The 13187-nt window shown below is 64.5% G+C and carries 13 protein-coding genes; 5 read left to right on the forward strand and 8 right to left on the reverse strand.

All coding sequences use genetic code 11. The features are described from left to right. Positions 1-28 precede the first annotated feature (28 nt). Entirely contained in the window at positions 29-313 is a 285-nt protein-coding gene (locus tag FBZ93_RS17480; protein WP_050422014.1) for a hypothetical protein, read from the forward strand. Between the two features lie 85 nt (positions 314-398). Here the strand turns inward: FBZ93_RS17480 and FBZ93_RS17485 are convergent, their stop codons facing one another. Next, positions 399-1631, reverse strand: a complete 1233-nt coding sequence (locus FBZ93_RS17485) for a lytic murein transglycosylase (protein ID WP_146987143.1) — start codon at positions 1629-1631, stop codon at positions 399-401. Positions 1632-1713: 82 nt separating this feature from the next. On the opposite strand from FBZ93_RS17485, the gene FBZ93_RS17490 reads away from it, so the two are divergent. Further along, positions 1714-2805: a toll/interleukin-1 receptor domain-containing protein gene (locus FBZ93_RS17490; RefSeq protein ID WP_167529085.1), complete on the forward strand. Its 1092-nt coding sequence runs from the start codon at positions 1714-1716 to the stop codon at positions 2803-2805. 70 nt (positions 2806-2875) lie between these two features. Here the strand turns inward: FBZ93_RS17490 and FBZ93_RS17495 are convergent, their stop codons facing one another. Together FBZ93_RS17495 and ettA are read right to left on the reverse strand one after the other, a co-directional pair. Then, positions 2876-3457 carry a TIGR00645 family protein gene (locus FBZ93_RS17495; protein ID WP_146987145.1) on the reverse strand — a complete coding sequence of 194 codons (582 nt, stop codon included), beginning with the start codon at positions 3455-3457 and terminating at the stop codon, positions 2876-2878. A gap of 166 nt (positions 3458-3623) precedes the next feature. Then, a complete protein-coding gene (gene ettA, locus FBZ93_RS17500; protein ID WP_146987146.1) occupies positions 3624-5273 on the reverse strand; it encodes an energy-dependent translational throttle protein EttA in 1650 nt (549 codons plus the stop codon). A 274-nt stretch (positions 5274-5547) separates the two neighbouring features. Between ettA and FBZ93_RS17505 the strand changes: the two genes are divergently transcribed. Further along, positions 5548-5790, forward strand: a complete 243-nt coding sequence (locus FBZ93_RS17505; protein WP_146987147.1) for a hypothetical protein — start codon at positions 5548-5550, stop codon at positions 5788-5790. Between the two features lie 123 nt (positions 5791-5913). Continuing rightward, on the forward strand, positions 5914-6876 hold the full coding sequence (locus FBZ93_RS17510) for a D-2-hydroxyacid dehydrogenase family protein (RefSeq protein ID WP_146987148.1): 963 nt from the start codon (positions 5914-5916) through the stop codon (positions 6874-6876). Between the two features lie 119 nt (positions 6877-6995). On the opposite strand, the gene FBZ93_RS17515 is transcribed toward FBZ93_RS17510, so the two are convergent. Together FBZ93_RS17515 and FBZ93_RS17520 are read right to left on the reverse strand one after the other, a co-directional pair. Further along, on the reverse strand, positions 6996-7751 hold the full coding sequence (locus FBZ93_RS17515) for a DUF4336 domain-containing protein (RefSeq protein WP_146987149.1): 756 nt from the start codon (positions 7749-7751) through the stop codon (positions 6996-6998). A 100-nt stretch (positions 7752-7851) separates the two neighbouring features. Next, a complete protein-coding gene (locus tag FBZ93_RS17520; protein ID WP_167529086.1) occupies positions 7852-9099 on the reverse strand; it encodes a L,D-transpeptidase in 1248 nt (415 codons plus the stop codon). Positions 9100-9430: 331 nt separating this feature from the next. Between FBZ93_RS17520 and FBZ93_RS17525 the strand changes: the two genes are divergently transcribed. Beyond that, on the forward strand, positions 9431-10270 hold the full coding sequence (locus FBZ93_RS17525; protein WP_146987151.1) for a hypothetical protein: 840 nt from the start codon (positions 9431-9433) through the stop codon (positions 10268-10270). A 223-nt stretch (positions 10271-10493) separates the two neighbouring features. On the opposite strand, the gene sseA is transcribed toward FBZ93_RS17525, so the two are convergent. The 3 genes from sseA to FBZ93_RS17540 all read right to left on the reverse strand — a co-directional run bounded on the left by sseA (position 10494) and on the right by FBZ93_RS17540 (position 13091). After that, a complete protein-coding gene (gene sseA / locus FBZ93_RS17530; RefSeq protein WP_146987152.1) occupies positions 10494-11351 on the reverse strand; it encodes a 3-mercaptopyruvate sulfurtransferase in 858 nt (285 codons plus the stop codon). A 30-nt stretch (positions 11352-11381) separates the two neighbouring features. Beyond that, positions 11382-11795: a rhodanese-like domain-containing protein gene (locus FBZ93_RS17535; protein WP_050422006.1), complete on the reverse strand. Its 414-nt coding sequence runs from the start codon at positions 11793-11795 to the stop codon at positions 11382-11384. Between the two features lie 120 nt (positions 11796-11915). Then, on the reverse strand, positions 11916-13091 hold the full coding sequence (locus FBZ93_RS17540; protein ID WP_050632069.1) for a vWA domain-containing protein: 1176 nt from the start codon (positions 13089-13091) through the stop codon (positions 11916-11918). Between the last annotated feature and the right edge of the window lie 96 nt (positions 13092-13187).

Consider the following 13187-nt stretch of genomic DNA (forward strand, 5'->3'; position numbering starts at 1 on the left):
GCCACCACCTTCCAGGAGAGCCAAAGACATGAAGAAGACTTTAGCTGCCCTCGTTGCCGTTACCACGATTGCCGGTTCGCTGGCGGTTGCTCCGGCTGCCAAGGCTGGTGACGGCGGCGCCGTCGCGGCCGGCGTTGCCGGCGGCCTGATCGGCGGCGCCCTGCTCGGCGGCGCAATCGCGGGCGCCCGTCCGGCCCCGGTCTATGTTGCACCGGCGCCTGTTTACGTCGAAGAAGCTCCGTGCCGCTGGGTTCGTGAGCGCTTCTGGGATGGCTACGGCTGGCGCTTCCGTCGCGTCCAGGTTTGCGACTGATCGACCGACACGCTTTCAGCATCACACTCTAAAACCCGGCCTTGCGGCCGGGTTTTTGTTTTGCGCCACCGAGCGGACCTCGGGCTCAGCGCTGCCCGTTCATCGCGCGCAGCACCGCCTCGCTCGGCCAGCAGTCGACCTTGAGCCCGGCCTGCTTTTGGTAGGCCCCGAGCGCCGCGCGGGTCTGCATCCCGGCCTTGCCGTCGAGCTTGTCCTTATAGAGACCGATCCGCGTCAGCTGCTGCTGCATCGCCTCGACGTCGGCGGATCGCAGCTGCTTCGACGCCGACCATGGCGTTGCAAACGGCTGCGGGCTCGTCATGCGGTCGGCGAGATGGCCGACGAACAGCACGTAGAGATCGGAGAAATTGTATTCCTTGATCACGAAGTAGTTCGGCGTGGTCAGGAAGGCCGGACCATAGATGCCCTCCGGCTGCAGCAGCGAGGCCGATTGGGCCTGCTCGGTGGCGTTGAGCTTTTGCCCGCGCACCGGCACGAAGCCCGCCCGCAGCCACTGGCTGATCGGCTTCGTCACTTCGGGCACGCCCATCGTGCAGTCGGCATTGGCGGGTGCCGTAACCTCGTAGGCCCAGCGCACGCCCGCCTGCCAGCCCTTGTTGACGAGCTGCTGCGCGGCGGAAGCGAGCGCGTCCGGCACCGAGTGCCAGATGTCGACACGGCCGTCGCCGTCGAGGTCGACGCCGTGCTTGTAATACTCCGACGGCAGGAACTGGGTGTAGCCGGTCGCCCCCGCCCAGGACGAGCGCATCTCCTTGCGCGTCACCGCACCCTCGCCGAGGATCTTCAGCGCAAGGATGAACTCGGTGCGATACTGATCCTTGCGGCGGCCGACATAGGCTTGCGTCGCCACCACGCGCAGCGTGTCATAGGGCAGCGAATAGCGGCCGTAGTCGGTCTCGCGGCCCCAGATCGCCAGCACGATCGTCGGGGGAACGCCGAACCGCTTCTCAATCGCGTCGAGCGACGAGCGATACTTCTGCAACAGCCGCTGCCCCTCGGTGGCGAGCCGCGCGATCGAGGCTTCCTTGATGTAGTCGGCCGGCACCTGCACGAACTCGGCCTGCGCCGGCGCGCCGGTCTTGGGACGTCCCGGCAGGATCAGATCGGGCAGCTTGTAGTCGGGCTCGAGGGAGCGCGTCTCGCGATCGAAGGTTTCACGCGACACGCCGGCCGCCTTGGCCTCAGGCCACAGCGAGGCGATGAACTGGGTGAACGCGGCATCGGCGGCATATGCCGGCCGCTGCAGCGGCGCACAAAGCAGCAGCGCGCATGCGATGATGGTGGCTGGCCATTTCATGATCGATCTCACCCCGCGGAAACAGGCATTGCAACGTGGATTCGGCAATGTCAGAATTCAATTCTGGGTGGTAAGTTTTGCCATGCGCATATTTTTGTCATTTCCCTCCGAATTGGAATCGCAGGCTGACAACATCGCTCAGTCCTTGCGCAATTGCGACCATGACGTTTTCTTTTCGCACGACGATCTCCCGCCGGGCGACAGCTTCGATGCGCGCGTCGAAAAAGCCATCGAAAGCAGCGATTTTATGGTGTTCCTGATCTCACCGGAATCGGTGACCAAGGGGCGTTACACCTTGAGCGAGCTGGCCTTTGCCCGCAGCAAATGGCCGAACCCGAGCAATCGCGTGCTGCCGGTGATGATGGCGCCGACCCCGCTCGACCAGGTTCCGACCTATCTCAAGGCGGTCACGATCCTCGAACCTCAGGGCAGTGCCGCCGCCGAGACGCGCGCCGCGGTGGATCGCATGCTGGAGGCCAAGAGCGAGCAGTCGCGCGGGCCACTGAGCCTGCCGTTCCTCGTGCTGGCGCTGGCGTCCGCCATCGTGTGCAGCCTGGTCACGACCTATGCGCTCAACGTCCTGCAATATTCGTTCGTCGTCTCCGACGCAGGCGGGATCACGATCCTGCCCGGGGTGATCTTCGGCGCGGCGATCGCGACCTGCAATGTCATGTTCGGCGCGAAGGACCGGTTTCAGCTGGCGCTGGTGGTCGCCATCACGACCGCGGCCTGGATCGCGGCCTATGATGCGAGCGCGGTCACGCTTCAGGCGCTCGGCCAATATGCGAAGACCGTCCCGGCCGACGGCAATGCCGCAAGCCCGGCACAGATCACCGAGACGCTCGGCAACAACCCGTTGATGGGTTACCTGATCGGCGGCATCGGCGGCGCGGTCGGCGGAGCGATCACCATTCTCGGCGTGCTGCTGACCAACCCCGCCTTCAGGCGGATCGACAGCGTCGTGGTGACCTGGATCGCCGCCATCGCGGCCGGAACCATCTACGGCGCAATCGTCAGGCTGCCGACCCTGCTCGGCTGGCTGGTGCTGTTTGGCGTCTGGCAGAGCGCGTTCATCCTTGCCATGGCCCGCGGATTTCCGCGCGACGCGGCGCAGATCCCCGAATGGCTCGGCCGATCCGCGCCGACCTTGTTCGGCTCACGCGCGGCGCGGTGACGCCGCGCACAGAGCGTTTCCGAGCGAAGTGGGCACCGGTTCGCGTGAAGGAAACGCGTCAAGAAAGCCCCTAGTGTCCGGACTGCTTGGCGCCCTCGATCGAGTCGTTCGACAGCTTGTCGACGATGGCGATGCCGATCGCCGACAGGATGAAGACGCAGTGGATGATGGTCTGCCACATCACGCCGGTCTCGGTGTAGTTGCCCTTGCCTGACGACAGCGCGCCGGCCTCGATGAAGGTGCGCAGCAGATGGATCGAGGAGATGCCGATGATCGCCATCGCGAGCTTGATCTTCAGCACGCTGGCATTGACGTGGCTGAGCCATTCCGGCTCGTCGGGATGTCCCTGCAGATTGAGGCGCGACACGAAGGTCTCGTAGCCGCCGACGATCACCATCACCAGCAGGTTCGAGATCATGACGACGTCGATCAGGCCGAGGACGGCCAGCATGATCTGCTGCTCGCTGAAATCGAACGCATGGGCGAACAGGTGCCACAGTTCCTTCAGGAACAGCACCACATAAACGCCCTGGGCGATGATCAGCCCGACATAGAGCGGCAATTGCAGCCAGCGCGATCCGAAGATCAGCATGGGAACGGGACGCAGCGAGCGGCCCTTCAGAGGGACACGCGCGTCGGAAACAGCGGACATGTTGGAGTGCTCGCGGAATTGGAATTGCGGAGCGCTCTATCTACGCAATCCCGCGCGCTTGAAAAGCGACAACTGGCCGCAGATTGCGGCCGCGATACCGTCACGATCCTGCAAACAAGGAACAGTCGAACGCGGCACGATTGCCGCGCTCGACCGATCGAACCGATCAGCGCGTCAGCTTCTTGTACTTCACGCGGTGCGGAATGATGCTGTCCTGGCCGAGCCGGCGCATCTTGTCCTTTTCGTAATCCTGGAAGTTGCCCTCGAACCATTCGACATGGCTGTCGCCCTCGAAGGCCAGGATGTGGGTCGCGATGCGGTCGAGGAACCAGCGATCATGGCTGATGATGACGGCGCAACCGGCAAAATCCTCCAGCGCCTCTTCCAGCGCGCGCAGCGTGTCGACGTCGAGATCGTTGGTCGGTTCGTCGAGCAGCAGCACATTGGCGCCCGACTTCAGCATCTTGGCGAGATGCACGCGGTTGCGCTCACCGCCCGACAGCGCGCCGACCTTCTTCTGCTGGTCGGCGCCCTTGAAGTTGAACGACGAGCAGTAGCCGCGCGAGTTGACTTCCTTCTTGCCGAGCAGGATCAGCTCGTTGCCGCCGGAGATCTCCTCCCACACGGTCTTCTTGCCGTCGAGCGCGTCGCGCGACTGGTCGACATAGCCGAGATGCACGGTCTCGCCGACCGTGATGCTGCCCTTGTCGGGCGTGTCCTGCTCGGTGATCATCTTGAACAGCGTGGTCTTGCCGGCGCCGTTCGCGCCGATCACGCCGACGATGCCGCCGGGCGGCAGCTTGAAGCTGAGATCGTCGATCAGCAGCCGATCGCCGAAGCCCTTGCTGAGGCCTTCGAAGTCGACGACGTTGGCGCCGAGCCGCTCAGCGACCGGGATGATGATCTGCGCGGTCTGGGTCTGCTTCTCGCTCGCCTGCTTGAGCAGCTCCTCATAGCGCTGATAGCGCGCCTTCGACTTGGCCTGGCGGGCCTTCGGCGAGGACGCGACCCATTCCTGCTCGCGCGCCAGCGTCTTCTGATGGGCGGCGTCTTCGCGGCCCTCCTGCTCGAGCCGCTTCTGCTTCTGCACCAGCCAGGACGAGTAGTTGCCCTCGTAGGGAATGCCGCGGCCACGATCGAGCTCGAGGATCCACCCGGTGACGTTGTCGAGGAAGTAGCGATCGTGGGTCACGATCAGGATCGCGCCGGGGTAGTTGCGCAGATGGCCTTCCAGCCACGACACCGACTCGGCGTCGAGATGGTTGGTCGGTTCGTCCAGCAGCAGCAATTCCGGCTGGTCGAGCAGCAAGCGGCAAAGTGCGACGCGGCGGCGTTCACCACCCGACAGTTTCGTGACATCGGCATCGTCCGGCGGGCAGCGCAACGCATCCATCGCCTGGTCGACCTTGCTGTCGAGATCCCACAGGCCCTGGGCCTCGATCTCGTCCTGCAGCTTGGTCATCTCGTCGGCGGTCTCGTCCGAATAGTTGACGGCGAGCTCGTTGTAGCGGTCGAGGATCGCCTTCTGCTTGGCGACGCCTTGCATGACGTTCTCGCGGACCGAGAGTTTTGGATCGAGATGCGGCTCCTGCTCGAGATAGCCGACGCGAGCGCCCTCGGCGACCCAGGCCTCGCCATTATATTCCTTGTCGAGGCCGGCCATGATCTTGAGCAGCGTCGACTTGCCCGAGCCGTTGACGCCGAGCACGCCGATCTTGGCGTCCGGGTAGAAGCTCAGATGGATGTTATCGAGCACCTTGCGGGTCGGGTACGCCTTGGTCAGACCCTGCATGAAATAGATGAACTGGCGAGCCATCCGCTGTCCCTGGAATTGATCCGATTTAGAGGAAATTTTGCTGCCGCCGATGTAACGGCCGGCCCCTGAAAGCGCAACCGCGGGGCGGGCGTTTTCCATCCGTTCACCACGTTCTGTCCATTGGCCACGGGTGATTACGGGTTCGACACCATGTGAGCGCCGAATCACGACAATTGAAACCATCTTTTAATAAATCAGGCCAAAACTCGTCTGCAACGCCGAAAAACGGCGATTTTCGCGGCAGAACCGCGACCAAAACAGTTGAGGCCACACCATGGCTACCATCATTTCAGCACCGCTTTCGCGCCCGGTGACCAAATCCGAGGCGACGCTGTTCACCGAATTCCGCGCCTTCTGGCGGGCCTTCGCCGCCAAGGCTTTCAATCCCTACCGGCCGGAACTGCACTATATGCGCGGCCCGGGCCCGGCCTGCCGTGCCAAGCAGATGGCGTTGTCGCCGGCGGTCCGGTCGATGCTCGCCGACATCCGCACCGCGAAGACGCGCAAGCCGTCCTGAGCTTTCTAGCAATCGCCGCTTTTTGAAACCGCGGCGCTTGCGCGCCTGCCGATTGCGCGCGACCATCAGGGGATCTCGACGGTCGATTTCCTGCCGTTGCCCTCACCCTGAATGGACCTTCCGATGACGCGGCTCCGCTGTGCAATCCTCGACGACTATTTCGACATCGCGCTCTCGCTGGCCGACTGGCCGGCAATCAAGGATCGCGTCGAGGTCACGGTGTTCGACAAGCCGTTCGCGAGCGAGGCCGAAGCAGCCGGCGCGCTGAAGGATTTCGAGATCATCTGCGCGATGCGCGAACGCACTCCGTTCCCGAAGAGCCTGCTCGACGCGCTGCCCAAGCTGAAACTCCTGATCACATCGGGCATGCGCAACGCCGCGATCGATATGGACGCCGCCAAGGACCGCCAGGTGGTGCTGTGCGGCACCCAATATAGCCAGGATCCCACCGCGCCGCTGACCATGGGCCTGATCCTGGAATTGACCCGCGGCATCGGCCGCGAGAATGCGCGGATGCACGCCGGCGAGCCGTGGCAGAGCTTTGCCGGCACGGAGATCGAGGGCAAGACGCTCGGAATCATCGGCCTCGGCAAGCTCGGCAGCAAGGTCGCCGGCATGGCCAAGGTGTTCGGCATGAACGTAATCGCCTGGAGCCCCAATCTGACGCCGGAGAAGTGCAAGGAGGCCGGCGTCGGCTACGCCAGCAAGGACGAGCTGTTCGCGACATCAGACATCATCACCATCCATGTCGTGCTGAGCCCGCGCTCGCGCGGACTGGTCGGCGGCGCCGATCTCGCCCGCATGAAGCCGTCGGCCTATCTCGTCAACACCGCGCGCGGGCCGATCGTCGACGAAGACGCACTCCTTGTCGCATTGCGCGAGAAGACAATCGCAGGCGCCGGCATCGACGTGTTCTCGGTCGAGCCGCTGCCGACAGATCACCCGCTGCGCAAGCTCGACAACGTCGTGATCACACCGCATCTCGGCTACGCAACGCGCGAGAGCTTGCAGGCGCACTATCAGCAGATGGTCGCGTGCATCGACGCCTTCACCAAGGGCGGTGAGCCGCCGCGGCGGCTGGCCTGACCGCAGCATTCGCTGCGGCTAGAGCATGATCCGGAAAAGTGCGAAGCGGTTTTCCGAAAAGATCATGCTTAAACAAGAATCTAAAGCGCGATGACGATTCAACCTGATCTCATCGCGCTTTAGCCGAGCCAGCGGAAAGCGCGTTCGAGCTCGGCGCGGCCGTTCCGGTCATACCACCGCCCATGGGCGAGGATGATCCGCTCCGGGTTCCATTCGATCATGCGGGCGACGGCGGCCTTCAGCGCCCCCTTGTCACGCCGGAAGGTCAATCGCATGTCGCGCGGCGTGCTGCCGTCAGGATCGCGCACGCCGCCGATCCATGTCAGCAACCGCATCAATGGCGAGCGAATTCGGTCCGCTTCAAAGTTCTCGATCAGATCGGTCAGCAGCAAGGTCCGCGATTCCAGATGAAAGAACACGGTCTCCGTCATGTAGCTGCCCGCGACCGGAAGCGTTGCGATCCATTCATCCCACGGATAGCCCGATCGCGCCTCGAGTGGCTCGCCATCGAGAGCGAGCCGGCCGCCGGCCTGCTGTGCAATCCCGCGCGCAAGGAACACGCCCGCGTCGGGATAGGCCGCACGCCACTCAGGTATCCACCAATAGTGCAGGCGGTTCGGCCCGATGATCCAGCTCGGCACGCCAAGCGGCGCGATCTCGGCCTTGAGTTCATCCACCAACGGGGTCGGCGAGTGGATGAAGAGCCGCGCCCCCGGCAGACGAAGGATCGTCGCGCGCGTCGGGAACGGCATCTCGAGCCAGCGCGGGCCGAACCGGATCACCGGGCCGTCGACAATCCATACGTTGTCGGCAACCGGCTTCGGTGTGTTCAGCGGCGGATAGGTCAGGCGGGATTCGTGACGTGATTCTTGCATCGCATTGCCTCATAGCGGCAACGTCGAGACGGTCTGCTCGTTGCAACAAAAAAGGCGCGCCGTTCGCGCGCCTTTTCCAATGATGAGTTTGCCGGTTGGCCTAGCGCACCGTGACCGGCGCGGGCAGCGGCTGCACCGAGGTCGGCTGCGTGCCCGGCAGCGGCGCGGCCTGGGCCTGCGTCGGCGCGGGGGCCATCGGGTTCGCCGGCGCGGCGGATGCCGTCGTCGTTCCCGGCGGCGGGCCACCGGGCAGCACGACCACGCGGGTGCCGACCTTGGCGCGTTCAAACAGATCCGAGACGTCCTCGTTCAGCATGCCGATGCAGCCCGACGACACGAACTTGCCGATGGTCGACGGCTGGTTGGTGCCGTGAATGCGGTACACGGTCGAGCCGAGATACATCGCGCGGGCGCCGAGCGGGTTGCCGGGTCCGCCGGCCATGAAGCGCGGCAGATAGGGCTGACGCTCGATCATCTCCGTCGGCGGATGCCAATCCGGCCACTCGGCCTTGCGGGTGATCTTCTGCACGCCGGTCCAGGTGAAGCCGTCGCGGCCGACGCGGACGCCGTAGCGGATCGCCCGGCCGTTGCCGAGGATGTAATAGAGATAGGTGTTCGGCGTATCGACAACGATCGTGCCCGCCGGCTCCTTGGTCGCGAACGCCACTTCCTGGCGACGCAGATTCGGGGCCAGTTGCGCCGGGCCGTCTTCGGGCTGCTCGTCAGCCGGCAGCGACGCGATCTGCACCGGCTTGCCATTGGCATCGACCGGCGCCTGCTGCTGCGGCACGGCTCCAGTCACGCCCTCGGGCGGACGCATGCCGCCGCGGTCATCGCCATAGGACACACCTGCGGCCGGAACACCATTGTCGCGGTTGGCCTGCTGTGCGCCCGGACGATCGCCATAGATCACCGGCGGCGGCCCCATCGGACGGCCATAGCGCGGATCATCGGGCGACATCACCGGGCCAGTCGGCGCACCGCGCTCGGAATAGACCGGCTGCGAATTCATCGGGCGGCCGTAGCGCGGATCGTCCGGCGACATCACCGGACCGGTCGGCGCACCACGATCGGAATAGACCGGCGGAGCATTCATCGGGCGGCCATAGCGCGGATCATCCGGCGACATCACCGGGCCGGGCGGCGGCAGCGCGGCCGAATTGCGCGGCGCATCGTCATCGTCATTGATGGCGTCGAAATCCGGCATGTTGCCCTGCGAGTAGGGCTGCGGCGCGACCGAATAGGCCGGGCCCTGGGGAGCCGGATACCCCTGCTGAGCACGCGCGAGCGAAGTTCCTGCCAGGCCAAAAGCCGCGGCAGCGCAAATCGTCAGAATGCGGTTGATCATCATTGCTCTATTATAGTCCCCAAGCCACACCGGACTGTTAACGGCCCAATGCAGGAAGATAGCGGCGCATTCAAGACAAATCCGCGAAATCCGGGCTATTTCGGGCATTTGTGATTTGCCGTCAACGCTGCGGCAAAGATGTCTCATGGGTCGGGATTGTTTGTCCACGTGCCCAAAGTCATCAATCACCCGCATTTTGTAACAAACAGTCTCCGGGGGTTGCGATATCTTCGAATCGGCCTGATTCGCGTTCGCGACGCCGGCTTTCTTGTGTGGTCACCGCGTTCCCTCGACATCAAAGACCCTCCCGCAGAAGGGGGAACCCGCGCCCATGCTCCCCGGCCTTCGCTTCCTGTTCGCCGCGATCGTGCTGGCGATATCGCTCCTGGTGTTCGGGTTAGGGGCCGCCGCGCTGTTTCGCGCGGCGCATGAGGAATTCGCCAGTATTCCGGCCCGCCGGGCCCCGCCCGAGCCGCAGTTCGCACAGCAGCCAGAGGCCCCGCCGGTGCTCGCCATGGTGCGGGTCGATCAGCCCGCTGCGGACAAGACGACGACAGATGTTCCCGCCCCTGCGACCGCGACTGAGCCGGCGGTGTCTGAACCGGCCGCTGCCGCGGAGGCGCCGCCTGCTGCCGAGCCGGAGAAGCTTGCCGCGGTGAAGGCGGATGATGCGCCGCCGCCCGCCTCTCCCAAGGCCGAACCGCAAGCCGTGGAGACGCCCGCACCGGCGCAGCCCGCCGAGGTCGCTGCGCAGCCTCCGACCCCAGATCCGCCGCCGGCATCGCAGCCGACACCGGCCGCAAGCGAAGCGGCACCGGCCGCTGCCGAGCCCAAGGTCGCCGCAGTGGTTGATCCGCCCGCCGCAGCCAGCGAGCCCGCGCCACCGGCACCAGCAATGGTTGCGCCGGAGCCAGCACCGCCGCCGTCACCCGAGACCATCGCGGCCGAGACCAAGATCGCAACACTGGGCGGACCGGAAGTCGTCGTCGAACAACCGGCAGCGCCGAAGGCCACCGAGGCGAAGAAGCCGGAGCGCAATGCGACCAGCAAGCCGGCGCATCGCAAGGAGCGGCGGCGAATCGTCCGCGCGCGGCCGGTGGTGCGGCAGGCCGTTCAGCAGCAGCTCGATCCGTTCGGCAACCCGACCCTGGTGCCGCTCACGCGGCGCTAGAGCCTGATGAGATTAGGTTGAGCTGGAATGGCGTCGAAAGTTCACCTCTCCCTTGGGAGAGGTCGATTTGCGCAGCAATCCGGTGAGGGGTTACGGTCTATCGAGAGAGCAAGAGCCCTCACCCGGATTGCTGCGCAATCCGACCTCTCCCCACCGGGGAGAGGTGAAGCAAGACCGCGCCAAGCCGATTCAACCAAAACTCATGCCGCTTTAGGAGTATCGATCAGGCCGGCCCCGTCGCGATCGGCGGGCCGCTCGCCTGTCCCCATTCCGACCACGAGCCGTCATAGAGCGCAGTGTCGGTGACGCCGATCCGATAGAGCGCGAGCGTCAGCACGCCGGCCGAGACGCCCGAGCCGCAGCTCGTAATAATCGGCGCATCGAGCTTCACGCCCGCCCCAGAGAACGATTTGCGCAGATCGTCGAGCGGCTTCATCTCGCCGGTCGCGGCATCGAACAGCTGGTTGTAGGGCACGTTGCGCGCCCCCGGGATGTGACCGGCGCGGATGCCCGGCCGCGGCTCCGGCGCGCGGCCCTCGAAGCGATCGGCGGCGCGCGCATCGATCACCTGCTCCTTGCGGCTTTCGACATTGGCGATCATCTGCTCGATGCTGCGGACCCTCTTCGGATCGTAGCTCGCGTTGAACGTCGCAGGCTTCGGCTTCACCTCACCGCTCTCGACCGCCCTGCCCTCGGCGCGCCACTTCTTCAGACCGCCGTTGAGGATGCGCACATTGCGATGGCCGTAGGACAGGAACATCCACCAGGCGCGGGGTGCTGCGACCCAGCCGCCGGCATCATAGATCACGACAGTGTCGGCATTGCCGACGCCGAGCCCGCCGATGTCGCGGCCGAACTGCTCGGCGCTCGGGAACATATGCGGCAGCGGATTGGAATGGTCCGACACCGCGTCGACGTCGAAGAACACCGCGCCGGGCAGATGCGCGGCGAGATAATCGTCCTTCGGCAGCGGCAAAACGCCGGGCAGCTTGAAGGTCGCGTCGAGCAGTTTGACGTTGGCATCGCCGAGATGCGCGGCCAGCCATTCGGTCGAAACGAGCGGATCGTCGGCAACGGTCATGATCTGATGTCCTTGCGGGCCTGGGGCTTCTTAGCCCTTCTTCTTCGGCTCCCACGCCTCGATCGGGCCGCCGGCCTCGCGCCAGGCAGCAAAGCCGCCCCCCATATGCGCGACCGGCTTCAGGCCCATGTCCTTTGCGGTCTTGGCGGCCAGCGCCGAGCGCAGGCCGCCGGCGCAGTGGAAGATGAACTTCTTGTCTTCCTGGAAGATCGGCTTGGCATAGGGGCTGTTCGGATCGATCCAGAACTCGAGCATGCCGCGGGTGCAGGAGAATGCGCCGGGGATCTTGCCGTCGCGCTCGATCTCGCGGGGATCGCGGATGTCGACGATCACGACGTCGTTCTTGCCGATCATCGTGATCGCATCGGCCGCGCTGATGGTCTCGATCTCGGCATTGGCCTCGTCGATCATCACCTTGATGCCGCGGTGGATGTTCTGGGGCATGGGGCTCTCCCTTGTCTTTGTCTTTTGCCACCGTCATTCCGGACAGACGCGAAGCGGCTGATCCGGAATCTCGAAATTCCGGGTTCGATGCTTCGCATCGCCCCGGAATGACGGAAGTTATTACCGCACCAGCTCCCGCATCGCGTTCTCCAGACCCTCGATCGTGATCGGATACATGCGCTCGGAGAACAGGCGGCGGATGATGGTGGTCGATTCCGAATAGTCCCAGTGCTTCTGCGCCACCGGATTGAGCCACACCGCGTGCGGATAGGTGCGGGTGATGCGGTCGAGCCAGACCGAGCCGGCCTCCTCGTTGACATGCTCGACCGAACCGCCGGGCACCATGATCTCGTAAGGGCTCATCGAGGCGTCGCCGACGAACACCACCTTGTAGTCGTGCGGGTACTTGTGCAGCACGTCCCAGGTCGGCGTTCGATCGGTGAAGCGCCGCTTGTTCTGCTTCCAGACGCCTTCATAGAGGCAGTTGTGGAAGTAGAAATATTCCATGTGCTTGAATTCGCTCTTGGCGGCCGAGAACAGTTCCTCGACCTGCTCGATATGCGAATCCATCGAGCCGCCGATATCGAAGAACACCAGCACCTTGACCGCATTGCGCCGCTCGGGGCGCATGTGCACGTCGAGATAGCCGTGGTTGGCGGTCTCCTTGATCGTGGTGTCGAGGTCGAGCTCGTCGGGCGCGCCGGTACGCGCGAACTTGCGGAGCCGCCGCAGCGCGACCTTGATGTTGCGGATGCCGAGCTCGACATTGCCGTCGAGGTCCTTGAACTCGCGCTTGTCCCACACCTTCACGGCGCGGTTGTTGCGGTTCTTCTCCTGCCCGATCCGCACGCCCTCGGGATTATAGCCGTGGGCGCCGAACGGCGAGGTGCCGGCGGTGCCGATCCACTTGCTGCCGCCCTGGTGGCGGCCTTTCTGTTCCTCGAGCCGCTTCTTCAAGGTCTCCATGAGCTTGTCCCAGCCCATGGCCTCGATCTGCTTCTTCTCTTCCTCGGTGAGATATTTCTCGGCGAGCTTCTTCAGCCACTCCTCGGGGATCTCCGCCTTGCCCATGGCGTCGAGCAGGCTCTCGAGCCCCTTGAACACGGTGCCGAACACGCGGTCGAACTTGTCGAGATTGCGCTCGTCCTTCACCAGGGCGGCGCGCGACAAATAATAGAAGTTTTCGACCGTCTGTTCGGCGAGGTCGGCGTCGAGCGCTTCCATCAAGGTCAGATATTCCCGGAGCGTCACGGGGACCTGGGCGTCGCGCAGTGATGTGAAGAACTGGAGGAACATGGTTACTTAGATCGCCCGCCCTGCCGGTGCCGTCAAGGGCCCCTACCCCGCCCGTTCCGGCGGATCAGCCATTCACTTTCACTTAACCACCCCGGC

Origin of the sequence: Bradyrhizobium macuxiense (genome assembly GCF_007993935.1) — a bacterium.
Classification (GTDB): domain Bacteria; phylum Pseudomonadota; class Alphaproteobacteria; order Rhizobiales; family Xanthobacteraceae; genus Bradyrhizobium; species Bradyrhizobium macuxiense_A.

Bases quoted from the DNA above. Each gene is read 5' to 3' on its own strand.
- FBZ93_RS17535 (WP_050422006.1), bottom strand. From the start codon at position 11,795: ATGCCCCAGAACATCCACCGCGGCATCAAGGTGATGATCGACGAGGCC.
- FBZ93_RS17495 (WP_146987145.1), bottom strand. From the start codon at position 3,457: ATGTCCGCTGTTTCCGACGCGCGTGTCCCTCTGAAGGGCCGCTCGCTG.
- FBZ93_RS17515 (WP_146987149.1), bottom strand. From the start codon at position 7,751: ATGCAAGAATCACGTCACGAATCCCGCCTGACCTATCCGCCGCTGAAC.
- FBZ93_RS17485 (WP_146987143.1), bottom strand. From the start codon at position 1,631: ATGAAATGGCCAGCCACCATCATCGCATGCGCGCTGCTGCTTTGTGCG.
- FBZ93_RS17490 (WP_167529085.1), top strand. From the start codon at position 1,714: ATGCGCATATTTTTGTCATTTCCCTCCGAATTGGAATCGCAGGCTGAC.
- FBZ93_RS17510 (WP_146987148.1), top strand. From the start codon at position 5,914: ATGACGCGGCTCCGCTGTGCAATCCTCGACGACTATTTCGACATCGCG.
- ettA (WP_146987146.1), bottom strand. From the start codon at position 5,273: ATGGCTCGCCAGTTCATCTATTTCATGCAGGGTCTGACCAAGGCGTAC.
- FBZ93_RS17520 (WP_167529086.1), bottom strand. From the start codon at position 9,099: ATGATCAACCGCATTCTGACGATTTGCGCTGCCGCGGCTTTTGGCCTG.
- FBZ93_RS17480 (WP_050422014.1), top strand. From the start codon at position 29: ATGAAGAAGACTTTAGCTGCCCTCGTTGCCGTTACCACGATTGCCGGT.
- FBZ93_RS17505 (WP_146987147.1), top strand. From the start codon at position 5,548: ATGGCTACCATCATTTCAGCACCGCTTTCGCGCCCGGTGACCAAATCC.
- sseA (WP_146987152.1), bottom strand. From the start codon at position 11,351: ATGACCGTTGCCGACGATCCGCTCGTTTCGACCGAATGGCTGGCCGCG.
- FBZ93_RS17540 (WP_050632069.1), bottom strand. From the start codon at position 13,091: ATGTTCCTCCAGTTCTTCACATCACTGCGCGACGCCCAGGTCCCCGTG.
- FBZ93_RS17525 (WP_146987151.1), top strand. From the start codon at position 9,431: ATGCTCCCCGGCCTTCGCTTCCTGTTCGCCGCGATCGTGCTGGCGATA.